Source organism: Bacteroides faecalis, assembly GCF_003865075.1.
GTDB lineage: Bacteria > Bacteroidota > Bacteroidia > Bacteroidales > Bacteroidaceae > Bacteroides > Bacteroides faecalis.
Genome location: NZ_BHWB01000001.1, coordinates 528,793 through 545,550, shown reverse-complemented (window position 1 = coordinate 545,550; position 16,758 = coordinate 528,793). Strand labels below are relative to the sequence as shown.

Here is a 16,758-nt window from a genome sequence, read left to right as displayed (position 1 = left end):
CCTCTGATTTTTATCCAAATACTCAATGAACGATAATGCGAAGAAGAAACAAATAAATAAAGAAGATTATACCTTATTACGATGTATAATCAGTCTTATCACAAACCAAGCATGATACATCACAGTGCTAAATAAGCCATAATGCTTTGCCATAATACGAAAACGCTCTTTTAAAGAAGCTTTATGATTCTGAGTCGTAAGCCCCTCCTCCAAATAATCGATAATGGTCAGATGAGTATTGAGTGAGTTATATGCTTTCTTCATGGCACGTATGCACCAATCGAAGTCAGCAGAATAGCGATATTTTAGATCATATGGTTCGACTAATGTGCGCTTAGCAAAAAAAGCCTGATGACAAACCAACATACCTTGTTTGAAACTTCTCCAGTTCAGCTTCTCAGGAGTCGATAACCGGCGCATATGCAAGAAATGTCCGTCGATATTTACAATTGCTGTTTCACCGTACAAGATATCTGGAAGTTCGTTTCCATTAATTGTATGTACTATTTGCTGCAAGGTATCATCTTCATGGAAACAATCTCCGGCATTAAGGAAACAAAGATAATCTCCCGTGGCAAGTGACATCCCCTTGTTCATAGCATCATACAATCCTTTGTCCGGTTCACTAATAACAGAATGTATTTGTGAACGGTATTTATCAATAATAGATAAAGTTGCATCTTTAGAAGCTCCGTCCACAATGATATATTCCACATGATGGTAAGTTTGTGAGATAACACTCTGAATGGTATCTTCCAATACTTTCTCGGCGTTATAAGTTACAGTAATAATCGAGAATTTAGGCGTTGGATGACCATTATGCATACTTTCCTGTTATTTTGTTATAGATATCTGTGTATTTTTTAGCTATAGTACTTTCAGAATAGTTAGCTACAGCTTTCCGACAGGCCTGTTCAGAGAGTTCATCATATTCCGGTTCAGTCAGTATCCATTGAATGCCGTTAGCAAAATCTTCCGAAGACTTATATTGTGCTAAATAACCGTTGTGCAGATGGTCAATCATTTCAGGAATACCACCGATATTGAATCCGACACAAGGTACCCCGCATGCCATTGCTTCCATAATCATATTTGGAAGATTTTCTTCAAGAGAAGGAGTAACGAAAATGTCTACTGCATTGTATATATCAACTAGCTCATGCTCATTTTTAATGAAAGGGAGTGGGTAGACACGAAAAGGAAGTAGACTTTGTAGCTCTTGTGACTGGTTACCAAATACTACTACTCCCAACGATTCTTTCCATTCCGGATGTTTCTCTACCAATATTCTGCACGATTCAATCAGATAGTCAATCCCTTTTCGTTTATCTGTGATCTTCACAGAACCAAATAACATTAATTTATGGTCTTGAGGGAGTCGGCATTTGTTACGAGCTTCCTGCATATTCCGAGGCTTGAACAGATTAATATTAATAGGATTTGGAATAGATGTAACAGTTTGACCGGATAATAATGCGCTGGTTTTAGCTCTCTTTTCAAGCCATCTGCTACAAGCTACAAAAGTGATAGGAGCCGTATTATATATTTCTTTCTTTTTTCGGAAAGTACGGGTGGATAAATCCTTTTTTCTTCTTCCTCCACAGATAAAGGGGCAATGATGACACTCTGTTTCATAGTTCGTACACTCGCGCGAATGATGGCAAATACCTGTACAAGGCCACATGTCGTGCATAGTCCAGACTATCGGCTTGCCGGATTTCAGTATCTCATGAATATTCTTAAGTGACAACATTCCTTGGTTAATCCAATGTAAATGGATAACATCCGCTTGCTGAAATTCAGGGAGAGAAGTAATGTCTGTTCCGGTATTAGCAATATCTACGGCAAATAGATTGTTCTTTTTAAAACAATTGGCTTTCCAAATAACGATGCGTTCCCAAATAAACTTCCATACATGCAGCCAATTACGCCTTAAACCGACAACACTGATTTGATCGGTTTGTTTGTCACGTACTAGCATTTTTGCTTTAATACCGTTGTTTTTTAACGACTCCATTAACCGACTGGCAGCGACAGCAGCCCCACCTATTCGTTCGGAAGTATTGATAATCAGTATTCTCATGCCCTATCATTTACTATCGTGGAAAAGAAACTTTTTGCAAAAGTATGTATTTCTCGGCAAACAGTTCCTTTTTAAGCGCCAAAATCTCCTTTTAATGTTCGTTTTAATCGCCGTATAGCCTTTGCCATGAAACAATTGGTGCGATGATAATAACGGGCAAAGACATCGCGCGCCTGTTGATTTTCCTCGATTGGATACAGATGTTCGACAGGTAGCGGTTGTAGCCAAAGAGATGACTGGTATAGATTTCCTCCTCCACAATTGGTTCCACTTCCATCGAATCCATTATTTTGCACCAGTGAACGTCCAACGTTCACAGAAAGGATATCTTTTAGAAACAGGCTTGCATTCCAACGAATTGCCCAAGAGTTATTTTTGCCTTCGATTTGACGTCGCAGCATTCGTGTGAATGGATAGTTTCCATTAAAGTCGAATGTACGAGTAAGTTTTCGTATTTCCATTTCTTTTAGTAGTACCTCGCCGTTTGGGTTAAAGTATTTCCAAGCTCTATCCCATGTTGCCCATCCCCAACTCCCAGTAAACTTGATGAGAAAAATATCTGGTAAAGATGGATCATTAGTGAAATCACAGGCTTGAATATGCCCAATACGAGGTTCATCTTTATAAATCTCAAGTGCATCATTCATAAATTGCAGAAAGTAAGGAGCTACAATAAGATCATCTTCTAATACAATGACACGACCAAAATGGTTAACTTGTGTTGTGACTCCGTCAATGATATTACGGGCCAATCCCCAATTTTCTTTCCTTTCGATGATGGTAATGGAAGCAAAACCTGTTATTTGATGAACGTAACGACGGGTCTCTTCTACTAATTCCCGATCGGCATCTGTTATAGCAGCATCGGAATAGATATACAAGTGGCTTACAGAAGCTAATTCGTTCTTTAATAAAGCGGTAACAGCCTGCTGTGTATGAATAGGACGATTGTATACGAATAACAATATTGGTGCTTGAATCATACTTATTATTTATTTATAAGTTCATTCATTACTAATTTTAATTATCTATGACTAATTTCTTCAATGGCCTCTTTTAATGCTTTGAGATAGGATAGACCGAACTTTAAATCAGGCTCTATGTAATTCCCTTCTGCCCATTCATTCCAGGATTTAAGAAACACCAGACGTTTATCAGCAGGTTTATGCACAACATTTGAGAAGGATTGAAGTACGTGTTTCTTAAACTTCTCCGGAGTAGAATGGATAAGAATATGTCCCATGCGTCCTGATCGCGGAGAATGATCCCAATTAGGAATAATAGTCGGATAACAATCAACTTCCCGGTCTTCACTGCCTGAAAAGAACTTTGCCGCTTTGGCATATTCAATGATACGTCCTTTTTTGAAGACTATACGCATGATTTTCATGTGTATCTTCTCAAATATAGAGTAATCCTGTTTAAAGAACTCGAATAGTCTGACAATATTCACTGCATCAAATCCCATATTTTTCAATGTCTGTACATCTCCGGCATTATTGGTCTGACCGATAAAGTGGATGCCTTTCAATCCATTATCTTGGGCAAGTCTCTGCCACAAACGGATAAAACGTTTCGCGTCAGGAAGATTGAAAGGTGCGTATACCATAAATACAGGTTTGTCATCCACTTGTATATAGCGATGATCTCTAAATGCAGGAAGTAAATAGTTAAAGTGAGCTATTTCATCTGTTTCACCTGGATATAACTGTTCCATCAGCATTTTGTGTGTGCCCTCCTTACTGAATTGTTTATCTTCCCAACTATGATTGGCCCAGGAAAGGCAGAAGGGAAAGTCAGGCTCTCCGGATGCAAGTACTTCCTGAAAAGGGCGTTGAAGAAGTTGGCGGCCATTGCCAAACCAATAATGCCAGTAACAAAATCCTTCTACTCCGTACTTTCTTGCCATTTCTGCTTGTTCGACACGAGTTTCCGATACTCGCAAGTCATAGTATCCCAAATCTGCGGGAACCCGTGGCTGATAGTGTCCGCGGAATAAAGGCTTTGCCTTGCCTACGTTAGTCCACTCCGTAAATCCTTTTCCCCACCATTGATCGTTTTCGGGCGTAGGATGGAATTGCGGCAAATAAAATGCAATGACACGAATTTCCTTCTCTTCCATATTCTTTATATTTTGATCCATTCCTCGGGCATGACGTTTACGAGATTCTCTGTCCGCGAAAACATCTTGGGACAGATTACAATTTTATTCTCGTTCTTGTTCAGCCATGCACCCCACCAACTGAATGTACTATTAGCAATAATATGATGCCGGCAATGTGACATCAGACACATGTCCTGCCAGGAATCAGTTTTCGTATTCCAATTCACATAAACTGTATTTGGGGGAAGTTCAAGATTCTCCTTTACCCATTTCATATCATCGGAGAATACATAAAATCGGGTATTATCGGTTTTTTCCTTGATAAGTCCAATAGCTGTCCGATAATAAGCAGTATTGCAGATATCGAAATATTGTGGATTCTTCAGATAATCACCCCGACGCACATGAATAGATATACTGTTAATCTCTGTTTGCGAAAGTTCTTCCAACAGGTTGGCAGATTTTGGAGATAGTTTCTGTAAGTCGAATGAAAAGCATTTTCGTATCTCTTCTTTTATAGGTAAAAACCATTTTTCGGACATCCACCCTCCCCAAAATATCTTGTATTTTCTATTCCAAATATAGGATTGTACACCTTGATAAGGTATTTCGGGCTTCTCCATACATAATCCCATATGGAGTATATAAAGAAACTTTAATATATATCTGCCGAATATACCCGTGAAGGTGTGTTTCTTACTTAGATAATATAACTTTCTGTACATTCTCATCAGAATCCGGTCCTGCTTTTTTTCGGATAGAGGAAGCGAGAATATCCTGTCTATTTCCAAACCGTTATGGTCGCATCGTCTGGCAAACAGATAAGTCGTTATTCTGGCTTTGGGATAGGTTCTTTTCAACGCCAGATAAAATGCATAATCGAACATTTGGTTTCCTAATCCATTCTGTATGGCAACAATCTGTTTCATAACCTTAAATAATAAGTGGAATGTTTGAAAGATCGGCAGCAAGTATAGAATAACTACTACGATATGAGCCGTATATCTTTTGAGTAGACTTCAATGCATACATTTCTGTAATTGCTTCAATAATCCCCTCACTCGTTGAACGATTTGCTTTATAAGGCGAAGTGATAATACGTTCTTTGAACTGCTCTTTCAGTCGTGCTTTGTCTTCTTCCGAGTCCGTAGCCACATAAAAAGCAACTTTCGGATGGAGTCTGATTTCTTTTTCCATATTTTCAATGAAAAAAGTAAGAGGACTATGCTGAATAGAAGCAATATTATCGGTCCGCCTGATATGTATCCCGACAGTATAGTCCGGGAAGTTTTTTATACGTTCCATGATTCGGGCTTGTATCTGTTCATTAGGTTCAACGGCTTTCAACATATCGGAAGCATCATAAAACTTTGCCAAATGAATGAGGTAGACAAACTTACCTTTTTCAAAATCAGTAAAGATGTCCTGCGGAGTTTTATATCTGTAGATATCCTTTTCGTAAATGCGATAATCGAAAGCTATCATTTGCCAGAGAATAGGAAACCAAAAGTTCTTGCGACGTGGTTTATCGAGTATCAGGTAATCATACCATTTGCCATCTTTTATTTCCACATCTTTGATTGCAGGTGAAAGTTTGAATAGAGAATGGAAATCAGCTCCCATTCCCCAATCCTTGAACCACACAATTTTTAATGGGATGGAGTGTGCCTGACAATATGCTATGGCAGAAGTAATTGCGTATATTCTGTTAGCAAGTCCTCCAATGGGAATTAGAGTTAATTTATCCATATATCTTTTATTTTTTTGAACGTCCGGATAGGTATTTTAGGCTCTCTTTGAAAATGGCCACTTTGCTAAACCACATGATCAGCGAATAGATAGCGACTGCCAGTCCTATTTTTGTAATTAGCATGAGATAGATATTGTTGATTTCTATCGTCATATAATAAGTGGCTACCATAGTAGCAGCCGCAATTCCGGCAAAAGGTACGGTGTCTTTCAGTGCATTCCACAGACTAAGGTGTATCTCTTGCCATATAAAATATTGCCATACACCCAGCCAAATGATGTTAAGCACAACAAACAGCATTAACATGACATGAATTCCGTATGGATAGGCAAGCAACATGATAATTAGTTGTAAGACACATAACAATATTGAGTTCCACATAAATATATTAGGCTTTTCTTTGCTAAGAATCAGTCTGGAGTACAAAGAGATAACAGGCATAAATGCTCCCCATACACACAGAATTTGTAAAATAGGTACACAAGATATCCACTTGTCAGTAATGGTAATAATGATAAATTCTTTAGCTATCAACGCTAGGCCAAACATTGCAGGAAAAGAAAGGAAAGAAGTGAAACGCAACATTTTACGGAATACGTTTTGTTGTCGTTCCGGATCATCGGCAACTTCTCTCAGAACGGGTTGTGCTACGCTGCTTATCATTCCCTCTATAGCATTGTATCCCATGTAGTTCCACTTACTGGATTGTGTGTAGTTACCCACTTCTGCCTTAGTGTAAAATGCACCAAGTATGGTAGATACAAGATTGTTATTAATTTGTTGGAAGATGCTTGTAACGAGTATTTTGCTGCTGAATCCGAAAATCCCTTTTAGTGGTCGGAAATCAATGTGAAAAGTGGGTCTCCAAGGAGAAAAGTACCAATACCAGAGATTAATGGTAGCAATATATACAAGATTTTGTGTTGCTATTCCCCAATACGACATCCCATTGTATGCCATGATAATTCCTATTGTACCGGATAGAATGAGGGCGGGTAATTGTGCCATTGCTCTCTGTTTTATCATCAGGTTACGAAGAAAATATGCATTGTGAACAACGGAGGTACTTGACATTAAAAAACCTAAGAAAACATATCTAGAGAGCCATATAAGCTCTGGAGCGTTGAAAAAATCGGCAATAAGCGGAGCACAGAAAAAAAATATGATATATATGGACGTTCCAATGCTTAAACTGCACCAGAATACAGCATTGTAGTCTTCTTGCGTAACACTTCGTTTATTGACTAAAGCTGTTACAAATCCACTGTCCTGAAGCGTACTGGCTATAGCAATGAAAATAGCGAGTACCCCGTACATTCCATAATCGGTATTGTCTAATAAACGGGCAATAACAATTCCGAAGAGGGCACTCAGTAGTTGTTGTAGTCCACTACTGAATCCTCCCCAGAATATTCCTTTTGCTGCTTTCTGCTTCAGTGACGGTTCCGGCATGCTTATTTTACTTCACTACCCGGTTTCACCTCACGTTCCGGCATGATCACAGCCAGACTACCGTCATTGTTTTCGGCACTTAGAATCATGCCTTCGCTAACGATGCCTTTCAACTTGCGTGGAGCCAGATTGGCAATAAAGCAAACTTGTTTGCCAACTAATTCTTCCGGTTGATAGTGTTTGGCAATACCCGACACAATGGTACGGGTTTCCAATCCGTCGTCAATCTTGAATTGTAATAATTTGTCTGCTTTAGGTACTTTCTGACATTCAAGAATAGTCCCCACACGAATATCTAATTTCATGAAGTCATCAAATTCGATGTTCGAACGTATTGGATTTGCTTTATAATTAGCTTCTTCGTTTGCTTTTCTTGTATCAAGTAATTTTTGTACCTGAGCTTCGATTGTTACATCTTCAATTTTCTCAAAAAGCAATTCCGGCTTATTCAATTGATGTCCTTCCGGAAGCAAATTGCTCCGTCCTAATTCAGCCCAATCAAAGTTATCCATATTCAACATCTGACGCAGTTTTTCCGAACTAAAAGGTAGGAATGGTTCGAAGGCAATAGCCAAGTTGGCAACTAGTTGAAGAGCGATATTCAGAATGGTTCCTACACGTTCCATGTCTGTCTTGGCTAATTTCCAAGGTTCAGTATCTGCAAGGTATTTATTACCAATACGTGCCAGATTCATAGCTTCTTTCTGTGCATCACGAAATTTGAAAACATCGAGTAGTTTCTCAACTTCAGCTTTTACGTCAGCAAATTCCTTCAGCGTATCTTTGTCGTAATCCGTCAGTTCACCGCAAGTTGGCACCTTTCCGTCAAAATATTTTTGAGTCAGTACCATAGCACGATTTACAAAGTTACCATAAACAGCTACCAATTCATTATTATTACGTGCTTGGAAATCTTTCCAGGTAAAATCATTGTCTTTGGTTTCGGGCGCATTGGCAGTTAGTACATAACGGAGCACATCTTGCTTACCAGGAAAATCAATCAGGTATTCATGCAACCATACTGCCCAGTTTCGTGAAGTTGAGATCTTGTCACCTTCCAGATTCAGAAATTCGTTGCTTGGAACATTATCCGGCAGGATATAACTACCTTCCGCTTTCAACATAGCAGGGAATACAATACAATGAAACACGATATTATCTTTTCCGATAAAATGAATCAGACGAGTTTCGGGGTCTTTCCACCAAGTTTCCCAACTGTCCGGCAAAAGTTCTTTCGTGTTGGAGATATAACCGATAGGAGCATCAAACCATACATATAGCACTTTGCCTTCTGCACCTTCTACGGGAACAGGAATACCCCAATCAAGATCACGACTCACTGCACGTGGCTGCAATCCCATATCGAGCCAGCTCTTGCATTGTCCATATACGTTTGGACGCCATTCTTTATGATCCTCCAGAATCCATTGGCGCAACCATCCTTCATGTTTGTCAAGAGGAAGATACCAATGCTTCGTTTCTTTCATGACTGGTTTACTTCCGCTAATGGCACTTTTAGGATTAATCAGATCTGTCGGTGACAAGGAAGTACCGCATTTTTCGCATTGATCACCGTATGCGCCTTCTGCGTGGCAATGAGGACATTCTCCGATTATATAGCGGTCGGCAAGAAACTGGTGAGCTTCTTCATCGTAATATTGTTCGGAAGTTTTTTCGATAAATTCTCCTTTGTTATAGAGTGTTTTGAAAAAATCGGAAGCCAATTGGTGATGGGTCGGTGAAGTCGTCCGACTATATACGTCAAACGAGATACCGAATTCTTTGAATGACTGTTTAATGAGTGAGTGATAACGGTCTACAACATCTTGCGGAGTGATCCCTTCTTTCTTTGCCCGGATTGTGATAGGTACTCCATGCTCGTCTGAACCTCCAATAAACAGTACATCTTCTTTTTTCAACCGCAGATAGCGTACATAGATATCTGCGGGTACATATACACCTGCCAAGTGGCCAATGTGGACAGGTCCGTTAGCATACGGCAATGCCGATGTGACAGTAGTTCTTTTGAATTTCTTTTCCATTATATAGTGTGTATTTTATTATTTTTTATAGCACTTTCTTTTATAATAATGTGCAAAGATAAGGAAAATCTGACATCATTAGATGTCTTCGAAGGGAAGATTACTTTTTTATCATTGAAATAAGTCTTATATTTTAAGGAAAGAAGGGCTTTAATTGAAAGTTCCGAATATAAATTCAAGAGTTCTACATATAGATTCAAAGTTTACAATTGTAATTAAGCTCAATAAGAAACATATTTTTTATTCAGGTAAAGTAGTTTTCTACAAATAGACAGGAAGATTTTTCTTGAAAAATCAAGATTAGATGTAAAGAAGAGTAAAGTTTAGCTTAAAAACAGGTCAGAGTCTTAGTAGCAAAACAGTAAGAAATAACCGATTGCTCTCTGTTGATTAAGCAAAGATAAGAAAACTTTATTATATAAAAAATAATTGCATACATCTACTTAACTAATAAAACACATGTAATCTATTGATTGAATACTTATTTGTTTTTCTATTTTACAGATAAGTATTCATAATTCGCATTATGTCATGTTGGGGATAAAAAGTCTTCCATAGTATCATCGAGGAGACTTTTTGAATGGTAAAAGTTATAACGTCAGGAATGTCTGGTTGGGACAAGTAAGATCCCCAAATATGTGGAAAGAGTACTGCATAAAAGTAATACATATAGAAATAAGATACCTTTTTATTAACCTTTTAATTGTTTAACTTATGGATAAACACCTGATTGTAGCACTTATGTGTTGTTTGTTTATGGTCGGCTGTAAAGATGATTTCAAGGATCCTAGCGTGTGGGATCTCAAATCGTGTGATCCGTCAAAGCCGGTGGAGTTTATAGACTTTACTCCCAAAGAAGGTGGCGTACGTACTAGAATGTACATCACAGGTTCAAATTTTGGTACGGATGAAAGCAAGATTCATGTGATGATAGGAGGGCATAAAGCGCCGGTAATTGCATCTGATGGCTCAAAAATTCATTGTATGCTTCCGGCGCGTGCTTATGATGGTGACATAAAAGTTGTTATTAATGACAAAGATGGCAATGTTGTCACAGAATATACATTTGAGGAACGCTTTAATTATCAGTCTAAGGTAGTCGTAGGGACATTGTTGAGAAACTACAATTCCCAAACCGGAGCTGCTCCGTTCCAAGACGGTACCTTTGCCGATGGTGCTGGAGTCCCGACCAGCGACTGGATGGTGTTTGATCCGAAACCGGATAATGGAGACAAAATAATCTTCACCTGTAATTTCACTGGTGGAAGTGAGGGTATCCGCATGATTAATTTGACTAAACAGGAGGTAAAAACGGTCTATGCGGGTTCACGATCTCCCAAAATGCAAACTTTTACTTTCTCGGCAGACGGTGATACATTGTTGATTGCTGATGATAACGGTAGAGGTACTATGGGCGACATTACAATGCCTAACATCCATTACTTATTGCGCTCGGAAGGCTTTCAGAAATTACGCACGTATTGTTATAGTTCGTGTGCCTATGGCTTGGTATATATGCCCGATGGAACTATTTTCTTTGCCACTTATCCAAACGCGTCGATAATGAAGCTGATACGTAATAGCGGAGTGCCTGTCATAGATGGAAGCGGCACCGTCGCTTTCGATTTTCTTAGGAGCTCAGGTCGCCAAGTAAAGATGAGGGCGCATCCGAGTGGAAAATTTGTTTATGTATTCAGCCGTTATGAAGGTGGCATTTATAAAAGTGAATATGATCCCGTGGCTAAAATGCTTAGAAGCCCTACGCTTGTAGCCGGATCTACATTGGCTGGATCAGCAGCGGATGTGAAAGAAGGGGCAGGCTCACTGGCTCGTTTCGGACTTCCCTGGTGTGGTGATTTTGTAAAGAATCCCAAATATGTGCAAGAGGGTAGGGAAGATATTTATGATTTTTATCTGGCCGACCAGCGGGGGCAGTGTATCTGGAAAATCACCCCGGAAGGAATTGCCAGTATCGTCGCGGGGCGCAGTAATTTCACAGCGGACAATAGTTATAATGGATATATTGATGGCGATCCGTTACATGAGGCACGTTCTACAACCCACAATCTATAGCCTATGATGAAGAAGAGGAGACATTCTATATCGGTGACAGTGGAAATCACTGTGTACGTTATCTAAGAACCGAATAATACTATAAAAACACATGTAATATGAAAAAACTATTTTTACTGTTTTTGTTGGTGACAGGATATGTTGGTGTTTCTTACGCACAGGAGCAACAACAAGTGGAAGTGATGGGGATTGTTACCGATGTAAACAAGGAACCACTTATTGGCGTGAACATTACCGTGAAGAACATGCCGGGATTCGGCGTGATGACTGATGTCAATGGTAAATATAAGATAAAAGTACCCGACTACTCCACCTTGATTTTCTCTTATATAGGTTTTACATCACAAGAAGTGTTTGTAAAAAACAAGAAAGTGATTGACATTGTCATGAAAGAGGATGAAAATAATGTATTGGATGAAGTTACCGTTACAGGTACCGGTGTACAGAAGAAGATTACCGTCACCGGTGCAGTGACCACGGTGGACGTGGAGCAATTAAGGACTCCTACTTCCAGTATTACAAATGCCCTAGCCGGTAATGTGCCGGGTATTTTGGCACGTCAGACTTCCGGGCAACCGGGCGAGAACATCTCCGAATTCTGGATACGTGGTATCTCCACGTTTGGAGCAGGTTCCAGTGCATTAGTGCTGGTCGATGGATTCGAACGCAGTCTGAACGAAATCAATGTAGAGGATATTCAAGACTTTTCTGTTTTAAAAGATGCTTCCGCGACAGCTATTTATGGTTCCCGCGGAGCGAATGGTGTTGTGCTGATTACCACTAAGCGTGGAAAGGAAGGAAAAACGAAAATAGACGCGAAAGTAGAGACCTCTTATAGCACACGTACCATGACTCCGGAATTTGTAGACGGTGTGACCTACGTCAATATGGTGAACGAAGCTTTCTCCACCCGTAGTCAACCAATTCCTTATACGGATGAGGAAGTCGAGCTCTTTAGGAACGGGCTAGATCCGGAACTCTATCCGAATGTAGATTGGATGGACATGATTCTTAAGAAAGGTGCCCCCATCTATCGTGCTACGCTTAATTTAAGCGGTGGAGGTACAACTGCTCGTTACTTCGTTTCCGCCAGCTATGTGGATGAAGGAGGTATGTACAAGTCGGATGAAGGACTAGAAAAATACAACACTAATGCCAACTACCGCCGATGGAATTATCGCATGAACATTGACCTGAATCTGACAAAGACCACCTTGTTGAAGGTCGGCATATCCGGTTCATTGGATAAACAGAACCAACCGGGAGGATCTGCTAGTCAGATATGGATTTCTGCACTCTCATACAATCCCATCGCTACTCCGGTAAGATACAAGGACGGAAAATGGGCTGCGCAGGGTACTAATAACCAAATTAATCCATGGATGTTGGTTACGCAGATGGGATATCAGGAAAAATGGAATAACAAGATACAAAGTACCGCCAATCTGGAACAAGACTTGAAGTTTATCACCAAAGGACTGAAGTTCTACGGACGGTTTGGCTATGATACCAATACCTATAATACCAACTCACATATTAAATATCCCGACATGTGGAAGGCACAGAATAAGCGGAATGCTTTGGGGGAACTGGAATACGACAAGGTAGTGGAAGAACAGCTGATGGTGGTTGATCCTCATTCGACGGGTGAACGCAAAGAGTATCTGGAGGCTGAGTTGCACTATGACCGTACCTTCGGTGACCACATGGTGGGCGGTGTTCTTAAATACACTCAGGACAAAACTGTGAATACATCGGAAAATCTTACGGCGAATGCTATTCAGGCGATTGAACGCCGTCATCAAGGGTTGGCCGGACGTTTCACGTACGGATGGAAATACCGTTATTTCTTTGATTTCAACTTTGGTTACAACGGCTCGGAAAACTTTGCCACCGGACACCAATTCGGTTTTTTCCCGGCTTACTCTGCGGCATGGAACATTGCTGAAGAACCTATTATCAAGAAAAACTTCAAGTGGATGAATATGTTCAAGCTCCGTTATTCATACGGCAAAGTAGGCAACGACTTTTTATCATCACGCTTCCCTATTTGTCATCGTATAAGAGCAATAATATATACGGTTATTATTACGGGGATATAGGTACTTCTACCTCTCCTTCCGCTTTCTATCAGGGATTAACTTTTAATAATTTCGCGTCAAGAGGCATCTCATGGGAAATCGCGAAAAAACACGATGTCGGGATTGATTTCTCTCTGTTCAACGACAAGTTCAGCGGTACCGTGGATTACTTCCACGAACAACGTGACGGAATTTATCAGAAACGAGCATTTTTACCATACAGTACCGGTTTACTGGAGGATGCTCCGTATGCCAATGTGGGATCTGTTTTATCAAAGGGGTTCGATGGGAATATCGCTTACAACCAGAAATTGGGTAAGGTCAATCTTACCTTCCGTGGCAACATGACCTATAGTAAGAATGAAATCAAAGCGTATGATGAAGCTTACAGCCATTATGACTATACTCTTTACAGCGGATTCCGCGTAGACCAGTTGAGAGGGTTGATTTCAAAAGGACTGTTTACGGACTATGATGACATTCGTAACAGTCCCAAGCAGACATTTGGAGACGTAGCCCCGGGTGACATCAAGTATAAAGACATCAATGGCGATGGAATTATTAACGACAATGACATTGTACCTATCGGTGCTACCACCAGACCGAATCTGATTTATGGATTCGGGGTATCGGCCCAGTGGAATGGGTTCGACTTTAACTTGCATTTCCAAGGAGCGGGAAAATCTTCCTTCATAACCCATGGAACAGTTGCCTTCCCTCTCAGTAGTAGATATTGGGGAAATATCCTGACCGATGTCGTGGGAAATTATTGGTCGCTCGGTACCAACGAGGATCCTAATGCGAAATATCCACGTCTGACTTTCGGACCCAATAACAACAACTACCAGAATTCCACATATTGGATGCGCGATGCCTCTTATATCCGTCTGAAGAATTTGGAGTTGGGGTATACACTTCCTACTAGGTGGACAAGAAACCTATATATAAACAAGATGCGTATCTATTTCATGGGAACCAACTTGCTGACATTCTCCGGCTTTAAGCTGTGGGATCCGGAAATGGGTAGCGCAACAGGAGAAAAATATCCCTTATCCAGAACCTATACAATAGGATTGACTGTTAATTTATAAAATAGAATACTATGAAGAAAAAAATACATTTACTGCTGGGAATGGCAGCTATTATTTGCGGACTGTCCTTCACTTCCTGCTCCGACTTTCTGAATGTAGAGAAATATTTTGAGGATGCACAATCCGAAGATAAAATATTCTCTGATGATATGTATACACTACAGTGGCTTTCTTATTGTTATAGCCGTTTGTTGGGTGATAACATAGAAGTAGGTCATTCCCGCTTTTGTCCGCAAAACTTCGCAGACGATCAGGTGTTCAGTGAAACATATGGCCGTTATAAGGCATACAAACTGGGAGAAATCGGATATGGTTATTCATACAGCGGTTACTACCAGAATGCTTGGAAATGGTCATATGCGGCTATCTATCAAGCTACAGTTTTGATTAATAAAGTAGACATCAATCAAGACTTTACTCCGGAAGAGATTCAAGATGTGAAAGGGCAGGCACGTTTCCTTCGAGCTTATTTTTACTGGATGTTGTTGAGAAGATATGGACCGATACCTTTGCTGCCGACTGAAGGCGTTGATTATACCAAGCCTTACGATGAACTGAGTTATCCGCGCAACACATACGATGAGTGTGTAGAGTTTATCACTTCGGAAATGGTACAGGCAGCCAAAGAGTTACCAGAAAAACGGGATAATCTGAATCTCGCACGCCCCACCCGGGGAGCTGCTCTAGCGGTACGTGCCAAAGTTTATCTTTATGGGGCCAGCCCATTGGCGAACGGCAATACGGAGATGGCTGATTTCACAGATAAGACTGGACGCGTATTGATTCCACAAGAATATGATGAGTCCAAATGGGCAAAGGCAGCTGCCGCTGCTAGAGATGTAATAGAAGGCGATTGGTATAAGCTTTTCACGGTTAAAAAACGGGAAACAGCAGCCAAAGGAGATTATTCTTATCCAAAAACGATCGACCCCCCATATAATAAAAAGTTTTCAGACAAACCTTTCCCTGAGGGATGGGCAGATATCGACCCATTTGACTCTTATCGTTCATTATTCAATGGGGAGGTCTTTCTATTCAATAATCCGGAGATTATCTTCAGTCGTGTCGTAAATGACGCCGCTGCTGATTTTGATAATCTGGGAGATTATAGCGATGTAGTGCAGCTGGTAAAACATCAAATGCCGTCATCTGTTGGTGGTTGGAATATGCATGCCATGACAATGAAACAGTGTGACGCTTATGACATGGCGGATGGAAATCCCTATGACCGTACAACCGGTATGACTGGCTTTGCAAGCAGTGATAATAAGGCAGATCGCCCTTATGACAATTTGGAAGATGGTGTTTGGCTGGGATATGCCAACCGTGAACCCCGTTTCTACGCATCTGTAGGTTATAACGGTGCGAGGTGGAACTGTACAAGCGCCATAGGAACCGGTGCCGTAAATGTTATAAACAAGCAGGTGTGGTATTATCGCGGTGAAACGGACGGACGTTCAAATAGTGTTGAGCGTTGGTTGGTTACCGGCATCGGTATAAAGAAGTATATCAATCCGTCCGACTGCGCCAATAACAGCGGAAGCATTACACAGAAGCCGGAACCCGCTCTTCGTTATGCAGATATCCTGCTTTCTTATGCGGAAGCGTTGAACAATTTAACGACTACCTATGAAATTCCCTCATGGGATGAAAGTACAACATATACCATTAGTCGTGATGTGGAACAGATGCGTCGTGGTGTGAAACCTGTCCGTATGCGTGCCGGAGTGCCTGACTATGATAATGACGTATATGGCGATAGAAACGCATTCTTTGATAAAATCGTGCATGAGCGTCAGATCGAGTTCTTTGCTGAAAGTCAGCGTTACTATGACGTACGTCGCTGGAAGATTGCGCCGGAACATGAAGGAGGACAGATTTACGGTTGCAACGTAATGATGGATAAGGAACATGCAGAAGCATTCTACACGCCGGTCAGAGTAACCGGAGTCCAAACCGCTTTTTCCCGGAAACAATATTTCTGGCCTATGAACTATGATGAGTTGCAACGGAATAGGAACATGACTCAAGCTCCGGGATGGCAAGATTACGATTAAGAGATGTAATATAAATAATGAATTA

At 40.6% G+C, this 16,758-nt stretch carries 11 protein-coding genes and 1 pseudogene; 4 read left to right on the top strand and 8 right to left on the bottom strand.

Features of this window, described 5'->3' with window-relative positions; translation table 11 throughout:
• Positions 1 to 66: 66 nt before the first annotated feature.
• From EJF25_RS02025 to metG, 8 genes are all read right to left on the bottom strand, one after another.
• On the bottom strand, positions 67 to 825 hold the full coding sequence (locus EJF25_RS02025; protein ID WP_125039806.1) for a glycosyltransferase family 2 protein: 759 nt from the start codon (positions 823 to 825) through the stop codon (positions 67 to 69).
• Positions 818 to 2,083, bottom strand: coding sequence for a glycosyltransferase family 4 protein (locus EJF25_RS02020; protein ID WP_125039805.1), 1,266 nt, complete (start codon positions 2,081 to 2,083; stop codon positions 818 to 820). The genes EJF25_RS02025 and EJF25_RS02020 overlap by 8 nt, the downstream gene beginning before the upstream one ends.
• A 71-nt stretch (positions 2,084 to 2,154) precedes the next feature.
• On the bottom strand, positions 2,155 to 3,066 hold the full coding sequence (locus tag EJF25_RS02015) for a glycosyltransferase family protein (protein WP_125039804.1): 912 nt from the start codon (positions 3,064 to 3,066) through the stop codon (positions 2,155 to 2,157).
• A 41-nt stretch (positions 3,067 to 3,107) separates the two neighbouring features.
• A complete protein-coding gene (locus EJF25_RS02010; RefSeq protein ID WP_125039803.1) occupies positions 3,108 to 4,205 on the bottom strand; it encodes a glycosyltransferase WbsX family protein in 1,098 nt (365 codons plus the stop codon).
• A 5-nt stretch (positions 4,206 to 4,210) separates the two neighbouring features.
• Positions 4,211 to 5,116, bottom strand: coding sequence for an alpha-1,2-fucosyltransferase (locus EJF25_RS02005; protein ID WP_125039802.1), 906 nt, complete (start codon positions 5,114 to 5,116; stop codon positions 4,211 to 4,213).
• Positions 5,117 to 5,120: 4 nt separating this feature from the next.
• Positions 5,121 to 5,936, bottom strand: coding sequence for an O-fucosyltransferase family protein (locus EJF25_RS02000; protein WP_125039801.1), 816 nt, complete (start codon positions 5,934 to 5,936; stop codon positions 5,121 to 5,123).
• Between the two features lie 7 nt (positions 5,937 to 5,943).
• Positions 5,944 to 7,389 carry an O-glycosylation flippase gene (gene wzx / locus EJF25_RS01995; protein WP_125039800.1) on the bottom strand — a complete coding sequence of 482 codons (1,446 nt, stop codon included), beginning with the start codon at positions 7,387 to 7,389 and terminating at the stop codon, positions 5,944 to 5,946.
• A 2-nt stretch (positions 7,390 to 7,391) separates the two neighbouring features.
• Positions 7,392 to 9,431 (bottom strand): methionine--tRNA ligase, encoded by a 2,040-nt coding sequence (gene metG / locus EJF25_RS01990; protein WP_125039799.1) that lies wholly within the window; start codon positions 9,429 to 9,431, stop codon positions 7,392 to 7,394.
• Positions 9,432 to 10,145: 714 nt separating this feature from the next.
• Here metG and EJF25_RS01985 point away from each other — a divergent pair.
• The 4 genes and pseudogenes from EJF25_RS01985 to EJF25_RS01970 all read left to right on the top strand — a co-directional run bounded on the left by EJF25_RS01985 (position 10,146) and on the right by EJF25_RS01970 (position 16,733).
• Positions 10,146 to 11,504 carry an IPT/TIG domain-containing protein gene (locus EJF25_RS01985; protein ID WP_125039798.1) on the top strand — a complete coding sequence of 453 codons (1,359 nt, stop codon included), beginning with the start codon at positions 10,146 to 10,148 and terminating at the stop codon, positions 11,502 to 11,504.
• Positions 11,501 to 11,581, top strand: coding sequence for a hypothetical protein (locus EJF25_RS26470; protein WP_125039915.1), 81 nt, complete (start codon positions 11,501 to 11,503; stop codon positions 11,579 to 11,581). The genes EJF25_RS01985 and EJF25_RS26470 overlap by 4 nt, the downstream gene beginning before the upstream one ends.
• A gap of 21 nt (positions 11,582 to 11,602) precedes the next feature.
• A pseudogene (locus EJF25_RS01975) lies at positions 11,603 to 14,676 on the top strand (SusC/RagA family TonB-linked outer membrane protein).
• 11 nt (positions 14,677 to 14,687) lie between these two features.
• Positions 14,688 to 16,733 carry a RagB/SusD family nutrient uptake outer membrane protein gene (locus EJF25_RS01970; RefSeq protein ID WP_125039797.1) on the top strand — a complete coding sequence of 682 codons (2,046 nt, stop codon included), beginning with the start codon at positions 14,688 to 14,690 and terminating at the stop codon, positions 16,731 to 16,733.
• The last annotated feature ends 25 nt before the right edge of the window (positions 16,734 to 16,758 follow it).

Bases quoted from the DNA above. Each gene is read 5' to 3' on its own strand.
- EJF25_RS01970 (WP_125039797.1), top strand. From the start codon at position 14,688: ATGAAGAAAAAAATACATTTACTGCTGGGAATGGCAGCTATTATTTGC.
- EJF25_RS01985 (WP_125039798.1), top strand. From the start codon at position 10,146: ATGGATAAACACCTGATTGTAGCACTTATGTGTTGTTTGTTTATGGTC.
- EJF25_RS02020 (WP_125039805.1), bottom strand. From the start codon at position 2,083: ATGAGAATACTGATTATCAATACTTCCGAACGAATAGGTGGGGCTGCT.
- EJF25_RS02010 (WP_125039803.1), bottom strand. From the start codon at position 4,205: ATGGAAGAGAAGGAAATTCGTGTCATTGCATTTTATTTGCCGCAATTC.
- EJF25_RS02015 (WP_125039804.1), bottom strand. From the start codon at position 3,066: ATGATTCAAGCACCAATATTGTTATTCGTATACAATCGTCCTATTCAT.
- wzx (WP_125039800.1), bottom strand. From the start codon at position 7,389: ATGCCGGAACCGTCACTGAAGCAGAAAGCAGCAAAAGGAATATTCTGG.
- EJF25_RS02025 (WP_125039806.1), bottom strand. From the start codon at position 825: ATGCATAATGGTCATCCAACGCCTAAATTCTCGATTATTACTGTAACT.
- metG (WP_125039799.1), bottom strand. From the start codon at position 9,431: ATGGAAAAGAAATTCAAAAGAACTACTGTCACATCGGCATTGCCGTAT.
- EJF25_RS02005 (WP_125039802.1), bottom strand. From the start codon at position 5,116: ATGAAACAGATTGTTGCCATACAGAATGGATTAGGAAACCAAATGTTC.
- EJF25_RS02000 (WP_125039801.1), bottom strand. From the start codon at position 5,936: ATGGATAAATTAACTCTAATTCCCATTGGAGGACTTGCTAACAGAATA.